19 protein-coding genes are annotated in these 18,509 nt (G+C 66.5%); 12 read left to right on the top strand and 7 right to left on the bottom strand.

Going from position 1 to position 18,509, the window contains the following annotated elements; genetic code table 11:
• The first annotated feature begins 6 nt into the window (after positions 1 to 6).
• A complete protein-coding gene (gene melA / locus ATB98_RS25885) occupies positions 7 to 1,380 on the top strand; it encodes an alpha-glucosidase/alpha-galactosidase (RefSeq protein ID WP_066878973.1) in 1,374 nt (457 codons plus the stop codon).
• A gap of 39 nt (positions 1,381 to 1,419) precedes the next feature.
• On the opposite strand, the gene ATB98_RS25890 is transcribed toward melA, so the two are convergent.
• The 3 genes from ATB98_RS25890 to ATB98_RS25900 form a co-directional block, all read right to left on the bottom strand.
• A complete protein-coding gene (locus ATB98_RS25890; RefSeq protein ID WP_066878975.1) occupies positions 1,420 to 1,908 on the bottom strand; it encodes an SRPBCC family protein in 489 nt (162 codons plus the stop codon).
• A 69-nt stretch (positions 1,909 to 1,977) separates the two neighbouring features.
• Complete coding sequence (locus ATB98_RS25895; protein WP_066878977.1) at positions 1,978 to 3,183, bottom strand: dihydrolipoamide acetyltransferase family protein; 1,206 nt, start codon at positions 3,181 to 3,183, stop codon at positions 1,978 to 1,980.
• A 2-nt stretch (positions 3,184 to 3,185) separates the two neighbouring features.
• Positions 3,186 to 5,264, bottom strand: coding sequence for an alpha-ketoacid dehydrogenase subunit alpha/beta (locus ATB98_RS25900; RefSeq protein ID WP_066878980.1), 2,079 nt, complete (start codon positions 5,262 to 5,264; stop codon positions 3,186 to 3,188).
• A 126-nt stretch (positions 5,265 to 5,390) separates the two neighbouring features.
• Between ATB98_RS25900 and ATB98_RS25905 the strand changes: the two genes are divergently transcribed.
• From ATB98_RS25905 to ATB98_RS25950, 10 genes are all read left to right on the top strand, one after another.
• On the top strand, positions 5,391 to 5,858 hold the full coding sequence (locus ATB98_RS25905) for an Lrp/AsnC family transcriptional regulator (protein ID WP_066878982.1): 468 nt from the start codon (positions 5,391 to 5,393) through the stop codon (positions 5,856 to 5,858).
• Between the two features lie 109 nt (positions 5,859 to 5,967).
• The gene (locus tag ATB98_RS25910) at positions 5,968 to 6,387 is read left to right on the top strand and encodes a hypothetical protein (RefSeq protein ID WP_066878984.1); all 420 of its coding nucleotides are present in this window, start codon (positions 5,968 to 5,970) and stop codon (positions 6,385 to 6,387) included.
• Between the two features lie 12 nt (positions 6,388 to 6,399).
• Complete coding sequence (paaA, locus tag ATB98_RS25915; protein ID WP_066878986.1) at positions 6,400 to 7,404, top strand: 1,2-phenylacetyl-CoA epoxidase subunit PaaA; 1,005 nt, start codon at positions 6,400 to 6,402, stop codon at positions 7,402 to 7,404.
• Between the two features lie 16 nt (positions 7,405 to 7,420).
• The gene (gene paaB, locus ATB98_RS25920; RefSeq protein WP_066878988.1) at positions 7,421 to 7,705 is read left to right on the top strand and encodes a 1,2-phenylacetyl-CoA epoxidase subunit PaaB; all 285 of its coding nucleotides are present in this window, start codon (positions 7,421 to 7,423) and stop codon (positions 7,703 to 7,705) included.
• Positions 7,705 to 8,490 carry a 1,2-phenylacetyl-CoA epoxidase subunit PaaC gene (gene paaC, locus ATB98_RS25925; protein ID WP_066878990.1) on the top strand — a complete coding sequence of 262 codons (786 nt, stop codon included), beginning with the start codon at positions 7,705 to 7,707 and terminating at the stop codon, positions 8,488 to 8,490. Before paaB ends, paaC begins: the two co-directional genes overlap by 1 nt.
• Before the next feature lie 9 nt (positions 8,491 to 8,499).
• Entirely contained in the window at positions 8,500 to 9,024 is a 525-nt protein-coding gene (gene paaD, locus ATB98_RS25930; protein ID WP_066878991.1) for a 1,2-phenylacetyl-CoA epoxidase subunit PaaD, read from the top strand.
• Between the two features lie 28 nt (positions 9,025 to 9,052).
• Entirely contained in the window at positions 9,053 to 10,126 is a 1,074-nt protein-coding gene (gene paaE, locus ATB98_RS25935) for a 1,2-phenylacetyl-CoA epoxidase subunit PaaE (RefSeq protein WP_066878994.1), read from the top strand.
• A gap of 23 nt (positions 10,127 to 10,149) precedes the next feature.
• A complete protein-coding gene (locus ATB98_RS25940) occupies positions 10,150 to 10,926 on the top strand; it encodes a Phenylacetic acid catabolic protein (protein ID WP_066878996.1) in 777 nt (258 codons plus the stop codon).
• Between the two features lie 15 nt (positions 10,927 to 10,941).
• Positions 10,942 to 12,999 carry a phenylacetic acid degradation bifunctional protein PaaZ gene (paaZ, locus tag ATB98_RS25945; RefSeq protein ID WP_066878998.1) on the top strand — a complete coding sequence of 686 codons (2,058 nt, stop codon included), beginning with the start codon at positions 10,942 to 10,944 and terminating at the stop codon, positions 12,997 to 12,999.
• A 4-nt stretch (positions 13,000 to 13,003) separates the two neighbouring features.
• Entirely contained in the window at positions 13,004 to 13,513 is a 510-nt protein-coding gene (locus ATB98_RS25950; RefSeq protein ID WP_066879000.1) for an acyl-CoA thioesterase, read from the top strand.
• A 48-nt stretch (positions 13,514 to 13,561) separates the two neighbouring features.
• Here the strand turns inward: ATB98_RS25950 and ATB98_RS25955 are convergent, their stop codons facing one another.
• The 3 genes from ATB98_RS25955 to paaG form a co-directional block, all read right to left on the bottom strand.
• Positions 13,562 to 14,158: a TetR/AcrR family transcriptional regulator gene (locus tag ATB98_RS25955; protein ID WP_066879002.1), complete on the bottom strand. Its 597-nt coding sequence runs from the start codon at positions 14,156 to 14,158 to the stop codon at positions 13,562 to 13,564.
• 256 nt (positions 14,159 to 14,414) lie between these two features.
• Positions 14,415 to 14,885, bottom strand: coding sequence for a hydroxyphenylacetyl-CoA thioesterase PaaI (paaI, locus tag ATB98_RS25960; RefSeq protein WP_066879004.1), 471 nt, complete (start codon positions 14,883 to 14,885; stop codon positions 14,415 to 14,417).
• Positions 14,882 to 15,673 (bottom strand): 2-(1,2-epoxy-1,2-dihydrophenyl)acetyl-CoA isomerase PaaG, encoded by a 792-nt coding sequence (paaG, locus tag ATB98_RS25965; RefSeq protein WP_066879006.1) that lies wholly within the window; start codon positions 15,671 to 15,673, stop codon positions 14,882 to 14,884. Before paaG ends, paaI begins: the two co-directional genes overlap by 4 nt.
• A 288-nt stretch (positions 15,674 to 15,961) precedes the next feature.
• Between paaG and ATB98_RS25970 the strand changes: the two genes are divergently transcribed.
• Positions 15,962 to 18,007, top strand: coding sequence for a 3-hydroxyacyl-CoA dehydrogenase NAD-binding domain-containing protein (locus ATB98_RS25970; RefSeq protein WP_066879008.1), 2,046 nt, complete (start codon positions 15,962 to 15,964; stop codon positions 18,005 to 18,007).
• Here the strand turns inward: ATB98_RS25970 and ATB98_RS25975 are convergent.
• A complete protein-coding gene (locus ATB98_RS25975; protein WP_066879010.1) occupies positions 18,004 to 18,420 on the bottom strand; it encodes a DoxX family protein in 417 nt (138 codons plus the stop codon). The two genes, ATB98_RS25970 and ATB98_RS25975, sit on opposite strands and share 4 nt — an antisense overlap.
• Positions 18,421 to 18,509: the final 89 nt, after the last annotated feature.

The following is an 18,509-nucleotide window of genomic DNA, read 5'->3' on the forward strand; positions in this document are numbered from 1 at the left end:
CTTTCCATGACCAGAGAACCCAAGATCACCTTCATCGGCGCCGGCTCGACCGTCTTCATGAAGAACATCATCGGCGACGTCTTACAGCGGCCGGCGCTTTCGGCCGCGACCATCGCGCTGATGGACCTGAACCCCGAGCGGCTCGCCGAAAGCGAGATCGTCGCCGGCAAGCTGGTGCGCACGCTTGGCGTCAAGGCGAAGGTCGAGACCTATTCGAACCAGCTGAAAGCGCTCGAAGGGGCCGATTTCGTCGTCGTCGCCTTCCAGATCGGCGGCTACGAGCCTTGCACCGTCACCGACTTCGAGGTGCCGAAGAACTATGGCCTGCGGCAGACGATCGCCGACACGCTCGGTGTCGGCGGCATCATGCGCGGGCTTCGCACCGTGCCGCACCTCTGGAAGATCTGCGAGGACATGCTTGCCGTCTGCCCGGAGGCGATCCTCCTGCAGTACGTCAACCCGATGGCGATCAACACCTGGGCGATCGCCGAGAAATACCCGACGATCAGGCAGGTCGGCCTCTGCCACTCCGTTCAGGGCACGGCCTTCGAGCTCGCTCGCGACCTCGAGATCCCGCTCGAAGAAATCCGCTACCGGGCCGCCGGCATCAACCACATGGCCTTCTACCTCAAGTTCGAGCATCGGCAGAAGGACGGCAGCTATCGCGACCTCTATCCGGACTTGATCCGCGGCTATCGCGAAGGGCGCTTCCCGAAGCCCAGCCACTGGAACCCGCGCTGCCCGAACAAGGTGCGCTACGAGATGCTGACGCGGCTCGGCTATTTCGTCACCGAAAGCTCGGAGCATTTCGCCGAATACACGCCCTATTTCATCAAGGACGGCCGTCCGGACCTGATCGAGAAATTCGGCATTCCGCTCGACGAATATCCGAAGCGCTGCATCGAGCAGATCGAACGCTGGAAGGGCCAGGCGGCGGCCTTCAAGGAGGCCGAGACGATCGAGGTGGCCGAGAGCCACGAATACGCCTCCTCGATCATGAACTCGGTCTGGACCGGCGAGCCGTCGGTGATCTACGGCAACCTTAGGAACAACGGCTGCATCACCTCGCTGCCGGAAAACTGCGCCGCGGAAGTGCCGTGCCTCGTCGACGCTTCCGGTATCCAGCCGACCTATGTCGGCGCGCTGCCCCCGCAGCTCACCGCCCTCATCCGCACCAACATCAACGTGCAGGAACTGACGGTGCAGGCGCTCGTCACCGAGAACCGCGACCACCTCTATCACGCCGCGATGATGGACCCGCACACGGCCGCCGAGCTCGACCTCGACCAGATATGGTCGCTCGTCGACGACCTGCTCGTCGCCCATCGCGACTGGATCCCGGAATGGGCCCGGGTCTCGAAGAAGGTACAGGCCGCCTGATTCTTTCTCCCGGTCAGGCGACCGGATGGCCCCGGAACCTCAGGTTCCGGGGTTCTTCTTTTCGGAGTCGCGGGCAAGGTGATGCACGAGACCTCGCCGGCCGCGCTCCATGACAACCGAATGGTTCCAACTGAAGACCGGCTTCAGGATGAATGACAGCCTCACCATCCAAGGCTTCGTGACCTTGACGATCCAGTCATAGCGCACGTCGCATTTCAAACCCTTGGATTGCAACGTCCACCGACCGACACCTTCGAGCTCGCCGTAAGCTCTTCCCTCGATGAGGGATTGCGGTTCTATCCTGGTCGTTTCCATTTCGAAGGCGAGGTCATAGGGCAGGGCGGTGGACCATGTCATCCGACGGACGGCACCGATGCCCATCTCGTCGCCTTTGCGCAGAAGAGTAACCTCCTTCACCGAAGGCCACCAGCCGGGCCAGGTCTCGGGCGTACTCAGCACTTGCCAGACATCCTCAACCGAGGCGTCGATGGCCCATTTCGTCACAAGATGAAACTCGGTCGATGACATCGCAATTCCCTCCGGCACGCGAACGAGAAGACGATCCTGACCTCCTTGGCTCACCCGATCCAGCCTGCCCTATTGCGGCCAGTTTTCGAGCACCTCGACGAAATGCGTGAGCCAGGCGTTCGTCTGGTGGCCGTCGAGGGAGCGGTGGTCGATGGTGAGCGACACATAGGCCATCGGCCGGACCTGGATGGTGTCGACGCCGTCGACCTCGCGGACGACGACGCGCTTTTCGACCTTGCCGACGCCGAGGATCGCCGATTGCGGCTGGTTGATGATGATCGGCGCGGCGAGCAGCGATCCGGAGATGCCATGGTTGGAGATGGTGAAGGTGCCGCCCCTGACGTCGGCGCCGGTCAGAGCGTTTTCCCTAGCGCGCGTCGTCAGATCCTGCAGCCTCGCCGCAATCTCTGCGAGCGAGAGGTCCTGCGCCCGGCGGATGACCGGCACGATCAGGCCCTGGTCGCCGAGAGCGGTGCCGACGCCGATATTGATATCCTCGAAGATTTCGAGCGCATCCTCGTGCCAGCGGCTGTTGACTTCGGGAACCGCCCGCATTGCCGAAACGCAGGCCGAGACGATGTATGCGGTATAGGAGAGATTGATGCCGTCTGCCGCAAACCCTTCCTTGTGCGCCGCCCGGTGGCGCATGATGGCCGAGAAATCGGCCTCGAAGACCGCGGTCACGTGCGGGGCGGTCGTGACGGACTGCAGCATGTGGGCGGCAATTGCCGCGCGCATGCCGCTATGCGGAACCCGTCGGGAGGCAAGCGCCGCGCCCGCATCGGCGGGCGGCACAAGACCTGGCCGAGGTGCGGCCATCCGCTCATGGGCCGGCGTGGCACGCTCGGCCCTACCTCCGCTCCCGGCGAAGGCCCGATCCATGTCGGCGCGTGTGACGCGTCCGTCCCGTCCGCTGCCGGTAATGGTCGCGGGGTCGATGCCGTATTCCTCGGCCGCATGGCGCACGGCTGGCGAATAATGCACGGCATGTGAAGCAGCCGGCGCCGGCGCGGCCGGTTGGTCGCTTGCGGCCGTGTCGCTGCCGAGCCGGCCGAGAACGGCACCGGGCGTCGCGTCGTCGCCGTTCTCCATCAGGATTTCCAGGAGAACGCCGTCGGCGGGAGAGGCCACTTCCTGCGTCACCTTGTCGGTTTCGAGCTCGACGATCGCATCGCCCTCCTGCACGGTCTCGCCGATCTTCTTCAGCCAGTTGCGCACGACCGCCTTCGTCCCCTCCTGCTCCAGGGGAGCGGTAATGTCGATCAGGTCGGCCATGCTCAATACTCCAGGAGTGCGGTGATCTTCTGGCGGATCCGCTCCGTGGAGGGGACCGCCCAGTCGAGCAGAACGGGATTATGGGGGCTCGGAATATCGGGCATGGTGAGACGCGAAACCGGGGCATCGAGATCGATGAAGGCCTCGTCCGCGACCGCCGCGGCGATTTCGGCGCCGAAGCCTGCCGTGCCCAGATCCTCGTGAACGATCAGGCACCGGCGGGTACGGCGGACGGAGGAAAGGACCGCATCGCGATCCCACGGCATCAGGGTTCTGAGGTCGATGACGTCGGCGGAAATCCCCTCGGCCGCCTCCTCGCAGCGGGGCACCATGGCGCCCCAGGTGACGATGGTGATGTCGCCGCCCTGGCGAATGAACCTTGCCTTGCCGAAGGGAAGGGCGAAGGCGTCTCCCGGATAGGGGCGCCGCGCCCAGGGGTGGTCGAGCATGGCGCGGTGCTCGAAGAAGATCACCGGGTCGTTGCCGCGAAGCGCCGCGCGCAGGAGGCCGACGGCATCCTCGGCATTGGACGGAACGGCGACCTTCCAACCCGGCTGATGGACGAAGGCGACCTCGTTGGTCTGGCTGTGCCACGGGTCGCCGCATTTGAAGAAGCCGCCGGGCATGCGCAGCACGAGCGGCGCGGCGAAGCGGTTGTTTGTCCGCCAGCGCACCGTGCCGCAATCGTTGATCTGCTCGCTTGCGGGTTCGGCATATTTGCGGAACTGGATCTCCGGAACGGGCACGAGGCCCGCCAGCGCCATGCCGACCGCGCGGCCGACGATGCCTTCCTCCGACAGCGAGGTGTCGAAGACGCGGGTCGTGCCGTATTTCTCCTGCAGCCCGAGCGTCACGGCATGAACGCCGCCTTTCGGGCCGATGTCCTCGCCGAAGAGCACGACCCGCTCGTTGATCGACATTTCGTGGTCGAGCGTGCGGCGGATCGCCGTCACCATGTTGATCCTCTGGCCGTCGCCCGTCGCCGTCTCGGTCGTCTCGGGTGGCCGGTAACCGGCGGGGTACTGGCCGCCCATGGTCTGCATGCGGCCTTCGAAGAAGACGTTGCTGGTCACGGTTGCAGGATCCGCGACCGGCCGGGATTCCGCGTCGATGCGCGCCCGTTCGGCCGCCGCCTTCGCTGCCTCGCAGGCTTCCTCCCAGTCGTCGTCGCTCAAGACCGCGGGCACGAGATAGTCCTTGAGCCGCGGCAAGGGATCGCGTGCCCATTCGCTGCGGACGAGTTCCTCGCTCTTGTAGGTCTGCGTGTCCTGGAAGCTGTGTCCTTCGAGGCGCGGCACCTTCACCCGCAGGAGGACGGGCAGCCGTTCTTCGCGCACCAGTTCGACCGCGCCCCTGGTCAGCCTGGCGGCCTCATCCGGATCCGAGCCGTCGCCGTCCAGCACGGTCAGGTTCTTCCAGGCGGCAAGATTGGCGGCGATATCGCCGCCGGGGGTCTGGAAGGTCGAGGGGACGGAGATGCCGAAGCCGTTGTCTTCGATATAGAAGAGCATCGGCAGTCTTTGCGTGGTGGCGACCGTCAGGGCCGACCAGAAGCCGTTGGAGGCGACCGAGCCGTCGCCGCCGAGCACGACGGCGATGGCGCGATCATAATCCCTGTCGTTGAGATGCTTGCTGAAATAGGTGATCGCCTGCGCCCAGCCGGCCGTCGGCGTGTATTGGGAGCCGACGCCGCCGCACATCGGCAGCGCCGAAGGACCGTTCAGATTGGGATAGTTGAAGACGACGCCGATATCGCGGCCGTCGGAATATCCGCCGGCGCGCGCCATGGCGGAACCGAGCGCATCGGCGGGATCGACGCCAAGCGCGAGCAGGAGCGGGCGCGAACGATAGTAGCCGCAGGCGGCATCGTGCTTTTCGGTGAGGTTCAGCCCAAGCAGGATCTGCGCCATGTCGTGGCCGCGGGCGGAGAACTGGTAGAGCACCTTCTTTTCCGGAACGAGGCGCTTTTCCTCCATCTCGTCGAGCGCACGGGAGATCAGCATGAGACGGACGACCCGCTTCCAGTCGATGCTCTCGTCCGGTGCGTTCCGCCGGTCCGGTTTCAGTGCGGCATGTGCCATCGCAGAGACTCCTCCTCTTCCTCTCCCGTCCTTGAAGAGTAGCGCGCCCTATCCGCAAAACGGTTTCAATCTTGCATCATTTTCGCTAGTGATTGATCAATCCGTTTCGCTTTTGGAAGAATTGTGATGAATGCATTCAATCTCGACGCGATCGACCGAAAGATTCTGAGAATCCTCCAGGAGCAGGCCGACATCAGTCATGCGGCGCTGGCGGAGGCGGTCGGCGCCTCGCCGGCGTCCTGCTGGCGGCGGATCAAGGCGCTGGAGACGGCAGGCGTCGTCGGCAAGACGGTCAGGCTCGTCAATCCGCAGATGGTCGGACGCGGGCTGACCGTCGTCTGCCAGGTGCGGATGAAATCCCACGACCCCGTCGCCCGCCGCAATTTCGAGCGGTTCGTGGAAGACCACGAGGAGGTCCTCGAATGCTATTCCATGTCCGGCGACTGGGATTATCTGCTGCGCGTCGTCGTCGCCGATGTCGCCGACTACGAGCGACTGCTCATGCGCGGCATTCTCACCCACGAGGCGGTCGCGAATTCGTCGTCCCATTTCGCCCTGAAGAGCGTGAAATATTCGACTGCGGTGCCGGTGTGAGCTTCGAGGCGTGGGAGAGGTGGTTGAACTCTGCCGCGCTTGGTGCTAAATAATAAACCGATCGGTCGGTTAATCAAATGGGACAAGCCGCCGGATCGGGAGGAGCGCCATGTCCGACGCCTTCATCTGCGATGCGGTGCGCACGCCCATCGGCCGCTATGGGGGCGTGCTCCCATCCGTCCGGGTCGATGGCCTCGCCTTCGCCCCTGCGCGGGCGTTCGATGTTGATTCCCTGCCGGAAGCGGCCGAGAATGCGGGTGAGGATTTCGGCGTCGCCGCTGCGCTGTCGATCGCCGGCGAGAAGGCGATCGCGGAACGAGGCGACAGAGCGACAGCCGCGAGCGTTGAGCCACGCATCACGGGCATCGCTCCGGCGCCCGCGGCAGAGGGTGCTCGAAAGCGCCGAAGCCGGGCGCAGGCCGGTGACGACCGCCACCTATCAGCTTCATCGTCGGGGCGGCGGCTATGCTCCGTTCAAGATGCGTATCGGCGCCGGCCAAGCATCGCCATCATTCCCGAGTGCGTCTGACGGAGGAGAGCCATGTATGCGCAAATGGTGAAAACGGACGCGCCGCGCGTCAAGACGCTCGACGAGATGGACCCTCAGGAGCGCAGCTTCCAGGAGCGCATCGATCAGGGCCAGAAGATCGAGCCGAAGGAATGGATGCCGGAAGGCTACCGCAAGACGCTCATCCGCCAGATCAGCCAGCATGCCCATTCCGAGATCGTCGGGCAGTTGCCCGAGGGCAATTGGATCACCCGTGCGCCGACGCTCGAGCGCAAGGCGATCCTGCTTGCCAAGGTGCAGGATGAAGCGGGCCACGGCCTCTATCTCTACTGCGCGGCCGAGACGCTCGGGATCAGCCGCGACGAGATGTATGAGCAGCTTCATTCCGGAAAGGCGAAGTATTCGTCGATCTTCAACTACCCGACGCTCACCTGGGCTGACATCGGCGCGATCGGCTGGCTGGTCGACGGCGCGGCGATCATGAATCAGGTGCCGCTGCAGCGCTGTTCCTACGGCCCCTATTCGCGCGCGATGATCCGCATCTGCAAGGAGGAGAGCTTCCACCAGCGCCAAGGCTTCGACATCCTGATGAAGATGGTGAAGGGAACGCCCGCCCAGAAGGCGATGGTGCAGGACGCGCTGAACCGCTGGTGGTGGCCGTCCCTGATGATGTTCGGCCCCTCCGACGACGCCTCGGTGCATTCGGCCCAGTCCATGGCCTGGAAGATCAAGCAGAACTCAAATGACGAGCTCCGCCAGAAGTTCGTCGACCAGACGGTGCCGCAGGCCGAATATCTCGGCTTGACGATCCCGGATCCGAAGCTCGAGTGGAACGAGGAGAAGGGCGGTTATGACTTCGGCGAGCCGGACTGGAACGAGTTCTTCGAGGTACTCGCCGGCAACGGCCCCTGCAATGCAGAACGCCTCGGGGCGCGCCGGAAGGCCTGGGCGGATGGCGCCTGGTTCCGCGACGGCCTGACCGCCTATGCCGAAAAGCAGGCCGCCCGCCGCGCCGGCAATGAGGCCGCGGCGGAATAGAGATCGGGAGAGAAGCATGTCCAGCGAATGGCCCCTTTGGGAGGTCTTCATCCGCGGCCAGCACGGCCTCAATCATCGCCATGTCGGCAGCCTGCACGCGCCGGACGCCGAGATGGCGATCAACAATGCCCGCGACGTCTACACCCGTCGCAACGAGGGCGTCTCGATCTGGGTGGTGCGTTCGAGCGACATAGCGGCAAGCTCGCCTTCCGAGAAGGGACCGCTGTTCGAGCCGTCCAACGCGAAGGTCTACCGCCACCCGACCTTCTTCGACATTCCCGATGAAGTGGGGCATATGTGATGGCTGAGGCAACCGTGGCCGACGCGGCCGTCGACCCGACCGCACTTTTCGAGTTCCTGCTCCGCATGGGCGACAACACGCTCATTCTCGGCCATCGCCTGTCTGAATGGTGCGGCCATGCCCCGGCGCTCGAGGAGGACATCGCGCTTGCCAATACCGCGCTCGACCTCATCGGCCAGACGCAGCTCTGGCTCGGGCTTGCCGGCGCGGTCGAGGGCAAGGGCCGCAGCGCCGACGATCTGGCCTTTCTCCGGGACGCCTGCGAGTTCCGTAACCTCCTGCTCAACGAACGCCCGAACGGCGATTTCGGCAAGACGCTGATGCGGCAGTTCCTCTTCGACGCCTGGCATCACCTCTTTCTGAACGCGCTTCGCCTCTCCTCCGATACGCGCATCGCCGAGATCGCCGGGAAGGCGTCGAAGGAGGTTTCCTACCATCTCGAACGCAGCCGCGACCTGGTGATCCGCCTTGGCGACGGAACGGCGGAAAGCCATGGGCGCATGCAAGGCGCGCTCGATGACCTTTGGCCCTATACCGGCGAGATGTTCATGAACGAGGCGTCCGATGCCGTCCTTGCCGCCGCGGGCGTGGCGCCGGAGCCGGCGGGCTTGAAGACGGAATGGGACGCATTGGTTGGCGAAACGCTTTCCGAAGCGACGCTCAAGGAGCCGGCCGAAGGTTACATGCAGAAGGGCGGCAAGCGCGGCATCCACACCGAGCACCTCGGCTATATCCTCGCGGATATGCAGTTCCTGCAGCGCGCCTATCCGGGCGCCACGTGGTAGGAGACGGCGATGGCGACGCTCACACGGCCCTCGGTCAAGGATATCTGGCGCTGGCTTGCGGAAGTGCCCGATCCGGAGATCCCGGCTCTCTCGGTCGTCGATCTCGGCATCCTCCGCGACGTCGCCTGGGAGGGCGAGACGCTGGTCGTGTCGGTGACGCCGACCTATTCCGGCTGTCCCGCCACGAGCGCCATCAACCTCGATATCGAGCGGGCGCTGAACGGGAAGGGGATCGAAAAGCTCAGACTGGAGCGCCGGCTTTCGCCCGCCTGGACCAGCGACTGGATCAGCGCCGAGGGCCGCGAAAAGCTCAAGGCCTATGGCATCGCGCCGCCGGTCGACGGCACGGCCGCCGATGGCAGGCTCTCGAAGCGGATCGATCGCCTCACGGGCCGCGCGAACCTGACGGTCGCCTGTCCACGCTGCGGCTCCACCCGCACCGAGAAGGTCAGCCAGTTCGGTTCGACCCCCTGCAAGGCGAGCTATCGCTGTTCCGACTGTCTCGAACCCTTCGATTATTTCAAGTGCATCTGACGGGATGCCGCGAGTGAGGCCCGCTTAAATGGCACGGTTCCACCCCCTTCAAGTCACCGAAGTCCGGCGCGAAACGCGCGATGCCGTGGTCGTGACGCTTCAGCCGCGCGAGGACGACCGCTCCACGTTCCGCTTCACCCAGGGTCAGTATCTGACCTTCCGCCGGATGTTCGACGGTGAGGAACTGCGCCGGTCCTATTCGATCTGCGCCGGGCTCGACGAAGGCGTGCTGCGCGTCGGCATCAAGCGCGTCGACGGCGGCTGCTTCTCCACCTGGGCGAACGAGGCGCTTCAGCCCGGCGACACGCTGGAGGCGATGCCGCCGACGGGCGCCTTCTTCACCCCGCTCGAGCCGGCCGTCGCCAAGCACTATCTCGCCTTCGCCGGCGGCAGCGGCATCACGCCGGTGCTGTCGGTCATCAAGACGACGCTTTCGCGCGAGCCGCGGTCCCAGTTCACGCTGGTCTATGGCAATCGCCATGTCTGCTCGATCATGTTCCGCGAGGAGCTCGACGATCTCAAGAATCTCTATCTCGGCCGGCTGTCGGTCCTGCATATCCTCGAGAGCGAAGCGCAGGACATCGATCTTTTCACCGGGCGCATCGACGTGGAGAAGTGCGAGGCGCTGTTCCGCGGCTGGATCGACGTGAAATCGGTCGATACCGCCTTCATCTGCGGGCCGGAACCGATGATGCTCGCGGTCGCCGCGGCGCTGCGCAAACATGGTCTTCGTGACGAGCAGATCAAATTCGAGCTCTTCGCCTCCTCGCAGCCCGGCCGCGCCCGCCGCAAGGTCGTCAGCGAAAGCGCGGATCGCCACGCGACCTGCGAGGCGATCGTGACGCTCGACGGCACCGCGCGCAGCTTCACCTTTCCGAAAGCGGGACAGAGCCTGCTCGAGGCCGCGCTCGAAAACAGGATGGACGCGCCCTTTGCCTGCAAGGCCGGGGTCTGCTCCACCTGCCGCGCCAGGGTGATCGAGGGCGAGGTGGAGATGGAGACGAACCACGCGCTCGAGGACTACGAGGTACGGCAGGGCTATGTGCTCACCTGCCAATCCTATCCGCTGAGCGACCGCATCGTCGTCAGCTACGACCAATGAGCGGCGAGGGGCGGGAGGAAACCATGCCCGATGAAACGTCCGATACGCCCGAAACCATGCCGATCGAGGACTATCTCGCCCAGGGCGGCATGCTGACCTCGCCGGACAATGTGCCGCCGCGCTATCGCGGCGAATTGTTGCGGCTGATGGCGAGCTTCGTCGACAGCGAGCTTGCCGGCTCGGCGGGTTTCGCCGATGTCATCAACGAAGCGCCGGGCATCAAGGAGCGCATCGCCGCGGCGCGGATCGTGCTGGAGAAGGCCGACCACGCCGGCCGGGTGCTCGAGATCATGGGCAGCTTCGGCGCCGATACGGCCCGCTATGCGGTCCATCACCCCTGGTCGGCGCGACTTCCCCGCGATGCCGATATCGCCGCGGAGCGCCGCGGCGGCGACATGCGCCTCTCGGTTCTGCACTACCCGCTTGAGGGCTGGATCGATGCGGTCGCAATGAATGCGCTCATGGGCAGGGCCGTGGTCATCCAGCTCGGCGAGCTGGCGCGCGTCTCCTATCAGCCGCTCGCCGAGGTGTTCCGGGCGATCCTGCCGCGCGAGGCGCATCATGCCGGGCTCGGCCTCGAGGGGCTGAAGCGCATTGCCGGGACGGAGGAAGGGCGGCGGGCAGCGCGGGAAGCGATCGCCTATTGGCGGCCGCGGGTCGCCTCGAGCTTCGGTCTTGCGGGCTCCGCCCGCTACGAGAAGCTCGCCCGCCTCGGCCTTCGCCATACGCCCAACGAGGCGCTGCTTGCCGAATGGCAGGCGGCCGTCGATGCCGAGCTTGCCGCATTGACCCTGAACTGACGGAAGGAAGACCCGATGAACATAGTGGCAAACCGTCCCCGCCGGCTCGAGAGTTATGTCGGCGGCGTCTGGACGAGGGGGACGAAGGAAGGGGCCGCCCTGCTCGACGCCTCGACCGGCGCGCCGGTGGCACTGATCGATGCGAGCGGCATCGACTTCGCCGCCGCGCTCGCCTACGGCCGGGAGAAGGCCGGCCCGGCCCTGCGGCGCATGTCGTTCCATGAACGCGCGGTCATGCTGAAGGCGCTGGCGCAGGCCTTGATGGAGCGCAAGGAAGAGTTCTATGCGCTCTCGACCGCTACCGGTGCCACCCGGACCGATAGCTGGATCGACATCGAAGGCGGCATCGGCACGCTCTTCTCCTATGCCTCCAAGGGGCGGCGGGAACTGCCGAATGCCCGCGTGCTCGTCGACGGCGACGTCGAGGCGCTGTCGCGCGACGAAACCTTCTCGGCCCAGCACATCCTGACGCCGCTTGAGGGCGTGGCAATCCACATCAACGCCTTCAACTTCCCCTGCTGGGGCATGCTCGAAAAGCTGGCGCCGACCCTGCTTGCCGGGATGCCCGCGATCGTCAAGCCGGCGAGCCAGACCGCCTATCTGACCGAACTCATGGTGCGGCGCATGGTCGAGACGGGACTTTTGCCGGAAGGCGCCGTGCAGCTCGTCTGCGGCTCCGTCGGCGACCTCCTCGACCATGTCGACGGCCAGGACGTGGTGACCTTCACCGGCTCGGCCCCGACCGGGCGCAAGCTGAAGACCCACCCGGCGATCGTCGGGAATTCCGTTCGCTTCACCATGGAGGCCGACAGCCTCAATGCCGCCGTGCTCGGGCTCGACGCGGCCCCCGGGACGGAGGAATTCGACCTTTTCGTCAAGGAGGTCGCCCGCGAGATGACGGCGAAGGCCGGGCAGAAATGCACCGCCATCCGCCGGGTGATCGCGCCGCGCGCCCATTGCGACGCGCTCGTCGCCGCGCTCGGCGAGCGGCTCGGCAAGGTCGCCCTCGGCAACCCGGCGGACGAGAACGTGCGGATGGGGCCGCTCGCAAGCCTTGGCCAACGGGAGGAAGTCCGGGCGCGCATCCGCGATCTCGGCGCCGAAGCGGAGATCGTCGTCGGAGAGCCGGAGAGGGCAGAGGTCGTTTCCGGCGACGCGGAGGCGGGCGCCTTCCTCAATCCCGTCCTTCTCTATTGCGGCAAGCCGGAGGCCGGGCGCGCGGTGCACGATGTCGAGGCCTTCGGTCCGGTCAGCACCGTCATGCCCTATGACACGGCGGAAGAGGCGGTGGCGCTCGTCCGGCGCGGCAAGGGCAGCCTCGTCACCTCCGTCTTCACCAATGATCCCGGCCTTGCGCAGGAGCTCGTCCTCGGCGTGGCGCCTTTCCACGGGCGCGTGCTGATCGGCAACCGCTCGAGCGCCAAATCCTCGACCGGGCACGGCTCACCGCTGCCGGGCCTCGTCCATGGCGGCCCCGGCCGGGCCGGCGGCGGTGAGGAGCTCGGCGGCATGCGCGGCGTCAAGCATTACATGCAGCGCACCGCCATCCAGGGCGCGCCGGCCCTCCTCTCGGCGATCACCGGCCGCTGGGTCGATGGCGCCCCGGCGCGCGCCGACGACGAACATCCCTTCCGCAAATCGCTCGCCGAGCTTCGCGTCGGCGACCAGCTCGTCACGGCGACCCGCACGGTGACGCTGGAGGACATCGAGCATTTCGCGGGCTTCACCGGCGACACCTTCTACGCCCACATGGACGAGGCGGCGGCGCGCGCCAACCCGTTCTTCGACGGACGCGTCGCCCACGGCTACCTGATCCTCTCCTTCGCCGCCGGCCTCTTCGTCGATCCCGCCCCGGGTCCGGTCTTGGCGAACTACGGCGTCGACAAGCTGCGCTTCCTGACGCCGGTCTATCCCGGCGACACGCTGCAGGTCCGGCTCACCTGCAAGGAGATCAACCCGCGGGCCAACGCCGAGCACGGGGAAGTCCGCTGGGATTGCCGCGTGACCAATCAGACTGGCGCAACCGTGGCGCAATATGATGTATTGACGATGGTGGCCAAGACGAAGGGTTAGCAAGATGACGGACGAGGAGACGCGGCGGCTGGAGATGACCGTGCTGATGACGCCGGACATGGCGAATTTCAGCGGCAAGGTGCATGGCGGCGCGCTTCTGAACCTGCTCGACCGGGTGGCGTTTTCCTGCGCCTCGCGCTTTTCCAAGCAATATGCGGTGACGCTCTCCGTCGACCAGGTGATCTTCAAGGAACCGATCCATGTCGGCGAACTGGTGACCTTCCGCGCCTCGATCAATTACGCCGGCCGGACCTCTATGGAGGTCGGCATCCGCGTGGAGGCGGAAAACATCCGCGCCGGCACGAGGCGGCACACCAATTCCTGCTATTTCACCATGGTCGCCGTCGACGATGCCGGCCGTCCGGTGGCGGTGCCGGAATTCCATCCCGAGACGCCGGCCGACAAACGCCGCCACCAGGCGGCGGAACTCCGCCGCACGCTAAGGCGGGAATTCGCACATCGGCTGAAGACGGTGGCGGAGACCGGGCGGGACGTGGAGAGTGCGGGGGAGTAGGGATGCGACGCGAGTCGTGTTGATATCCCTCTGCCCGAGGGCCAACGCTCACCGCACAGCCTTCACGCCGTCGAGGACCAGCGTCGTGGCGAGGTCGGCGTATTCGTCGCGGCTGATCGGGCCGTCGGGGCGGAACCACATATAGACCCAGTTCATCATGCCGAAGAGCGACATGGTCACCGGCATCAGGAGCGGGCGGCCCGTGTTGAGGTCCGGATTGATGTCGCCGATCACGGCGGAGAAGCGCTTGACGATCCGCCGCTCGATGGCGTGGATCTCGGCCATCTGCTCGGGTGACAGCGCGCTGGTGCCGTTCAACTGCACTTTGTGCTGGTTGTCGGCATCGCGATAGTTTTCGAGGACCTGGCGCACGAGCACGCGCAGCCGTATCTCCGGCGCGAGATCGGGCCGGTCGGCGGCTTCGATGGCGGCGTCGAGCTCGGCCAGGTGCGTGCGGATGATGTCGAAGATCAGCGCGTCCTTGCTCGGGTAATAGTGATAGAGCAGGGCCTTGGACACGTTGCTGTGGGCTGCGATCTGCGCCATCGAGGCTTTTTCCATCCCCATCTCGGCGAAGACCGCGGCGGCACTCTCCAGAATGCTCCGCTGCTTTTCCTCGAAATCGACTGCGCGCCTGCGTGCCATGTTTATCCTGCTTTAGCGCGAGATGCGCTCACATGCGTTCGCGCCACCGCTCTATCTGTTTGTTTTCGCCCCATTTGTGCGACGTCAGGTGATTCCACCGACTGCAAAATGCTCCAAGTCCTTGCAACGGCTTTCGGTTGCCGCTCAATCCCACGAACAAGGGGCACCGTAAAGTCTTCGCCGTGTAACCTGGTATGCGATCGGCCTCATTCGATCTCCTCCGGGTCCAGCGCGGCCGCGGGGGCGGATGCCACGATCATTCGGTGTCCGTCCGCATATTGCCTGGCGGCGGCACGTGCGTGCCCTTGACGGTGCGCGAATGGCCGCGGAACTCGGCGATATGGTCGCCGCGCTGGTTGGTGATGCGGATGTCGTAGAGGCCGCCGCGGCCGCGCCGCGAAACCTCGTGCGCCGTCGCGGTCAGCCGGTCGCCCTCGAAGGCCGGCGCGAGATAGGTCACCGAACAGTGCTGGGCGACGGTGCGCTGGTTGTAGGAGTTGCAGGCGAAGGCGAAGGCGGAATCGGCGAGTGCGAAGATGTAGCCGCCATGACATGTGCCGTGGCCGTTGGTCATCTCCGGCGTGATCGCCATCGACAGGGTCGCGGCGCCCGGCGCGACGTGGTCGAGGCTCATTCCCAACCGCTGCGAAGCCCGGTCGTCGTCCCACATGACGCGGGCGCAGGCGCGCGCCAGCTCTTCCGCCGTCATCGCCGCGGCGTCCGTCATCGGCCGCTGAACTCCGGTTTGCGCTTTTCCAGAAAGGCGGTCACCCCCTCGGCATAGTCGGCGCTCCTGCCGGCCTCGCGCTGCAGGTCGCGTTCGAGGTCGAGCTGTTCGTCGAAGGCGTTGGTGGCGGCCGCCTGGATCGCCCGCTTGGTCAGCCCAAGCCCCCTGGTCGGGCCGGCGGCAAGCCGTGCGGCGAGGGCGGAGGCCTCATCGATCAGCGCCGCGTCGTCGACCACGCGCCAGATCAGCCCCCAGCTTGCCGCCGTTTCCGCGTCGAGCGGCTCGGCCGTCAATGCCAGCGCCTTGGCGCGGGCTTCGCCGACGAGCCGCGGCAGGCTCCAGGTTCCGCCGGAATCGGGCACCAGCCCGATCTTCGCGAAAGCCTGGATGAAACGGGCGGAGCGGGCGGCAAGGGTGATGTCGCAGGCAAACGCAATGTTGGCGCCGGCGCCCGCCGCAACCCCGTTGACGGCGCAGACGACGGGCTTCTCCAGGCTGCGGATCAGCCGCAGCAGCGGATTGTAGAAGGTCTCGATCGTGTGGCCGAGGTCCGGCGTGCCGCCCTTGCGGGGATCGCGGTCGCCGAGGTCCTGGCCCGCCGAGAAGCCGCGCCCGGCGCCGGTCAGCAGCACCGCGCGCACATGCTCGTCCGCATGTGCACGCTCGAAACCGGCACGCAGTGCGAGATGCATTTCGTCGTTGAAGGCGTTGAGCTTGTCGGGGCGGTTGAGCGTCAGGCGCAGCACGCCGTCCGCAAGCGCCGACAGGACGGTGTCGGATTGGGACATGGTTCCTCCCTGCCGCCAACCCGCGGCGGCCCGTAGAAAACACTTGCATAGACCGACCGGTCAGTCAATGATAAACCCGCCGGAAGGAGTGGACATGAAGCGAGTTTTTCGAGCGGCATCCGCGGCGCTTGCCGCGAGCTTGCAAGCGGCGCAGGATCGCCGAAGGCTGGTCTCCGCCTTTCCCGAGGCGCCGAGCCGCCCAGTATACGGCGAAAGCCGCGAAAGAGGAGGCGCCTGTCACCAGGCTCACCGCCGAGGCGTTTGCGAAGGCGACCCTGGAATCCAGCCATGACCGCCAGCATCGAACACCGCGGCGAGATCGCCATCGTCACCGTCGACCACCCGCCGGTCAACGCCCTGTCGCAGGCGCTCCGCCGGCAGCTCTACGAGGCGGCCGAGCGGCTCGATGCCGATCCGTCCGTCAAGGCGGTGGTGCTCGTCTGCGCCGGCCGCACCTTCATCGCCGGCGCCGATGTCGGCGAGTTCGATAAGCCCCCTCGGCCGCCGCACCTGCCGGACCTCGTCGCGCGGATCGAACGGGCGGAGAAGCCCTGGGTCGCGGCGATCCACGGCAGCGCGCTCGGCGGCGGCTTCGAGGTGGCGCTCGGCTGCCGCTTCCGCGTCGCCGTCCCGTCCGCGAGCGTCGGCCTGCCGGAAGTGCGCCTCGGTATCGTGCCGGGCGCCGGCGGAACGGTGCGCCTGCCGCGGCTCGCGGACGTCGAGACGGCCGTCGACATGGTCACCACCGGATCGCCGCTCAGAGCGCGCGAGGCGCAGGAGGCCGGATTGATCGACGCCGTGATCGAGGGTGACCTCGTCGCCGGCGCCGTCGATTTCGCCCGCGCGGCGCTCGGACGGCCGCTGCCGCCGGCGCTTGGCGATCGCCCCGTCGCCCCGCCGGCGGAAGGCTTCTGGGAGGCGGCGGAAAAGACCGTCGCCGCCCGCGCGAAGCGGGAGGTGGCGCCGCTGAAGGCGCTCGCCTGCATGCGCCGTGCGGCGGAGGCGGATTTCGAGACGGCGACGGCCTTCGAGCGCGAAACCTTTCTGGCGCTCCGCGGCTCGGCCCAGGCCGCGGCGCTGCGCCACGTGTTCTTCGCCGAGCGGGCGGCGACGCGGCCTCCGGAGCTTGCCGGTGTCGCGCCACGGCCGATCAAATCGGCGGCGGTGATCGGCGGCGGCACCATGGGCGCCGGCATTGCCGCCGCCCTGCGCGATGCCGGGCTGCCGCTCATCCTGGTCGAGCGCGACGATCTCTCGCTGGAGCGGGGCCTCGCCAGGTTGCGGGCGATTTTCGACGGCGCCGCGAAACGCGGCCGAATTTCAATCGATGCTGCCGTTGACCGGATGGCCGGCGTCACCGCCACCACCGACTATGCGGCGCTCGCCGATGTCGACCTTGTCGTCGAGGCGGTTTTCGAGGATCTCGAGGTGAAGCGCGAGGTCTTCCGTCGGCTCGCCGCCGCCTGCCGTCGCGACGCGGTGCTCGCGACGAACACCTCCTATCTCGATCCGGAGCGGATCGCGGAGGGCATCGGCCACCCGGAGCGCTTCCTCGGCCTGCATTTCTTCAGCCCGGCGCATGTGATGAGGCTCATGGAAATCGTGCCGACGACGGCGACAGCGCCGGAAGTGCTGGCGACCGGCTTCGTCCTGGCGCGGATGCTGAACAAGGTTCCGGTGCGCGCCGGCATCTCGGACGGCTTCATCGGCAACCGCATCCTCAAGGTGACGCGGGCGCAAGCCGAGCGGCTTCTTCTTACCGGCGCCACCCCCGCGGCGGTCGACGCCGCCCTGCGCGGGTTCGGCCTGCCGATGGGACCGTTCGAGGTGCAGGACCTTGGCGGCCTCGATATCGCCGCCCTCCAGCGCCGGGCCGCCCGGGCGCGGGGCGAGACCGCCTTCGCGCCGATCGCCGATCGCCTCTCGGCGATCGGGCGCTTCGGCCAGAAGAGCGGCGGCGGCTGGTACGACTACCAGCCCGGCGACCGCACGCCGCGCCCCTCGGAGACCGTCGCGGCGATCATTGCCGAGGAGGCGAAGGGATGGCCCCGCCGCGCCTGGGGCGAGGCGGCGATGGTCGACTGCATCCTCTGGCCGATGGTCAACGAGGCGGCTCGTATTGTCGCGGACGGGACGGCGCTCAGGGCCTCCGACATCGACCTCGTGAAGATCCATGGCTACGGCTTCCCGCGCTGGCGGGGCGGGCCGATGCACTATGCCGAGGCCTATGGCCTCGACAAGGTCGCCGATCGGCTTCAGGCCTTTGCGAACGAGGGGCTTGCCGACCCGCCTTGCGATTTCCTGCTCCGGGCTGCCGCGCGGGGCCGCTTTTAGGTCAGCGCCGGTCCTGGGCTGCGCCTTGTGCCGTCGACGCTCCACGCACCCGGCCCCGTGAAGACGAACAGCAGGAAGACGAAGCAATAGAGAATGGCGGCGTCGCCTCCGTTCAGGGCGGGATAGAAGTTCTGCGGCGCATGAACCATCCAGTAGGCAACGGCCATTTCGCCGGCCAGCAGGAAGGCGACCGGACGGGTGAAGAGCCCGATCAGGATCAGAAGCCCGCCCAGGAATTCCATGACGGCGCCGATCCCGAAGAGGGAGAGAAGCGGCGGCATTCCCTGTTCCGGGGGCGCCGGGAAGCCGAAGAGCTTCTGCGTGCCGTGCTCCATGAAGATCAGCGCCGTGACGATGCGGAGCACGGCGAGGGCGTAAGGGCTGTAGCGGTCGAGGAATTCCAGTTGTCGCATGGCGATGGCCCCTCTTGATGGAGCATTCAAGGTCGCTCCATGGAGGAGATAGGAGAGCGCCGGGTTAAAGCAACCTGCGCCACAACGAG

Source organism: Sinorhizobium saheli (genome assembly GCF_001651875.1).
GTDB classification, from domain to species: domain Bacteria; phylum Pseudomonadota; class Alphaproteobacteria; order Rhizobiales; family Rhizobiaceae; genus Sinorhizobium; species Sinorhizobium saheli.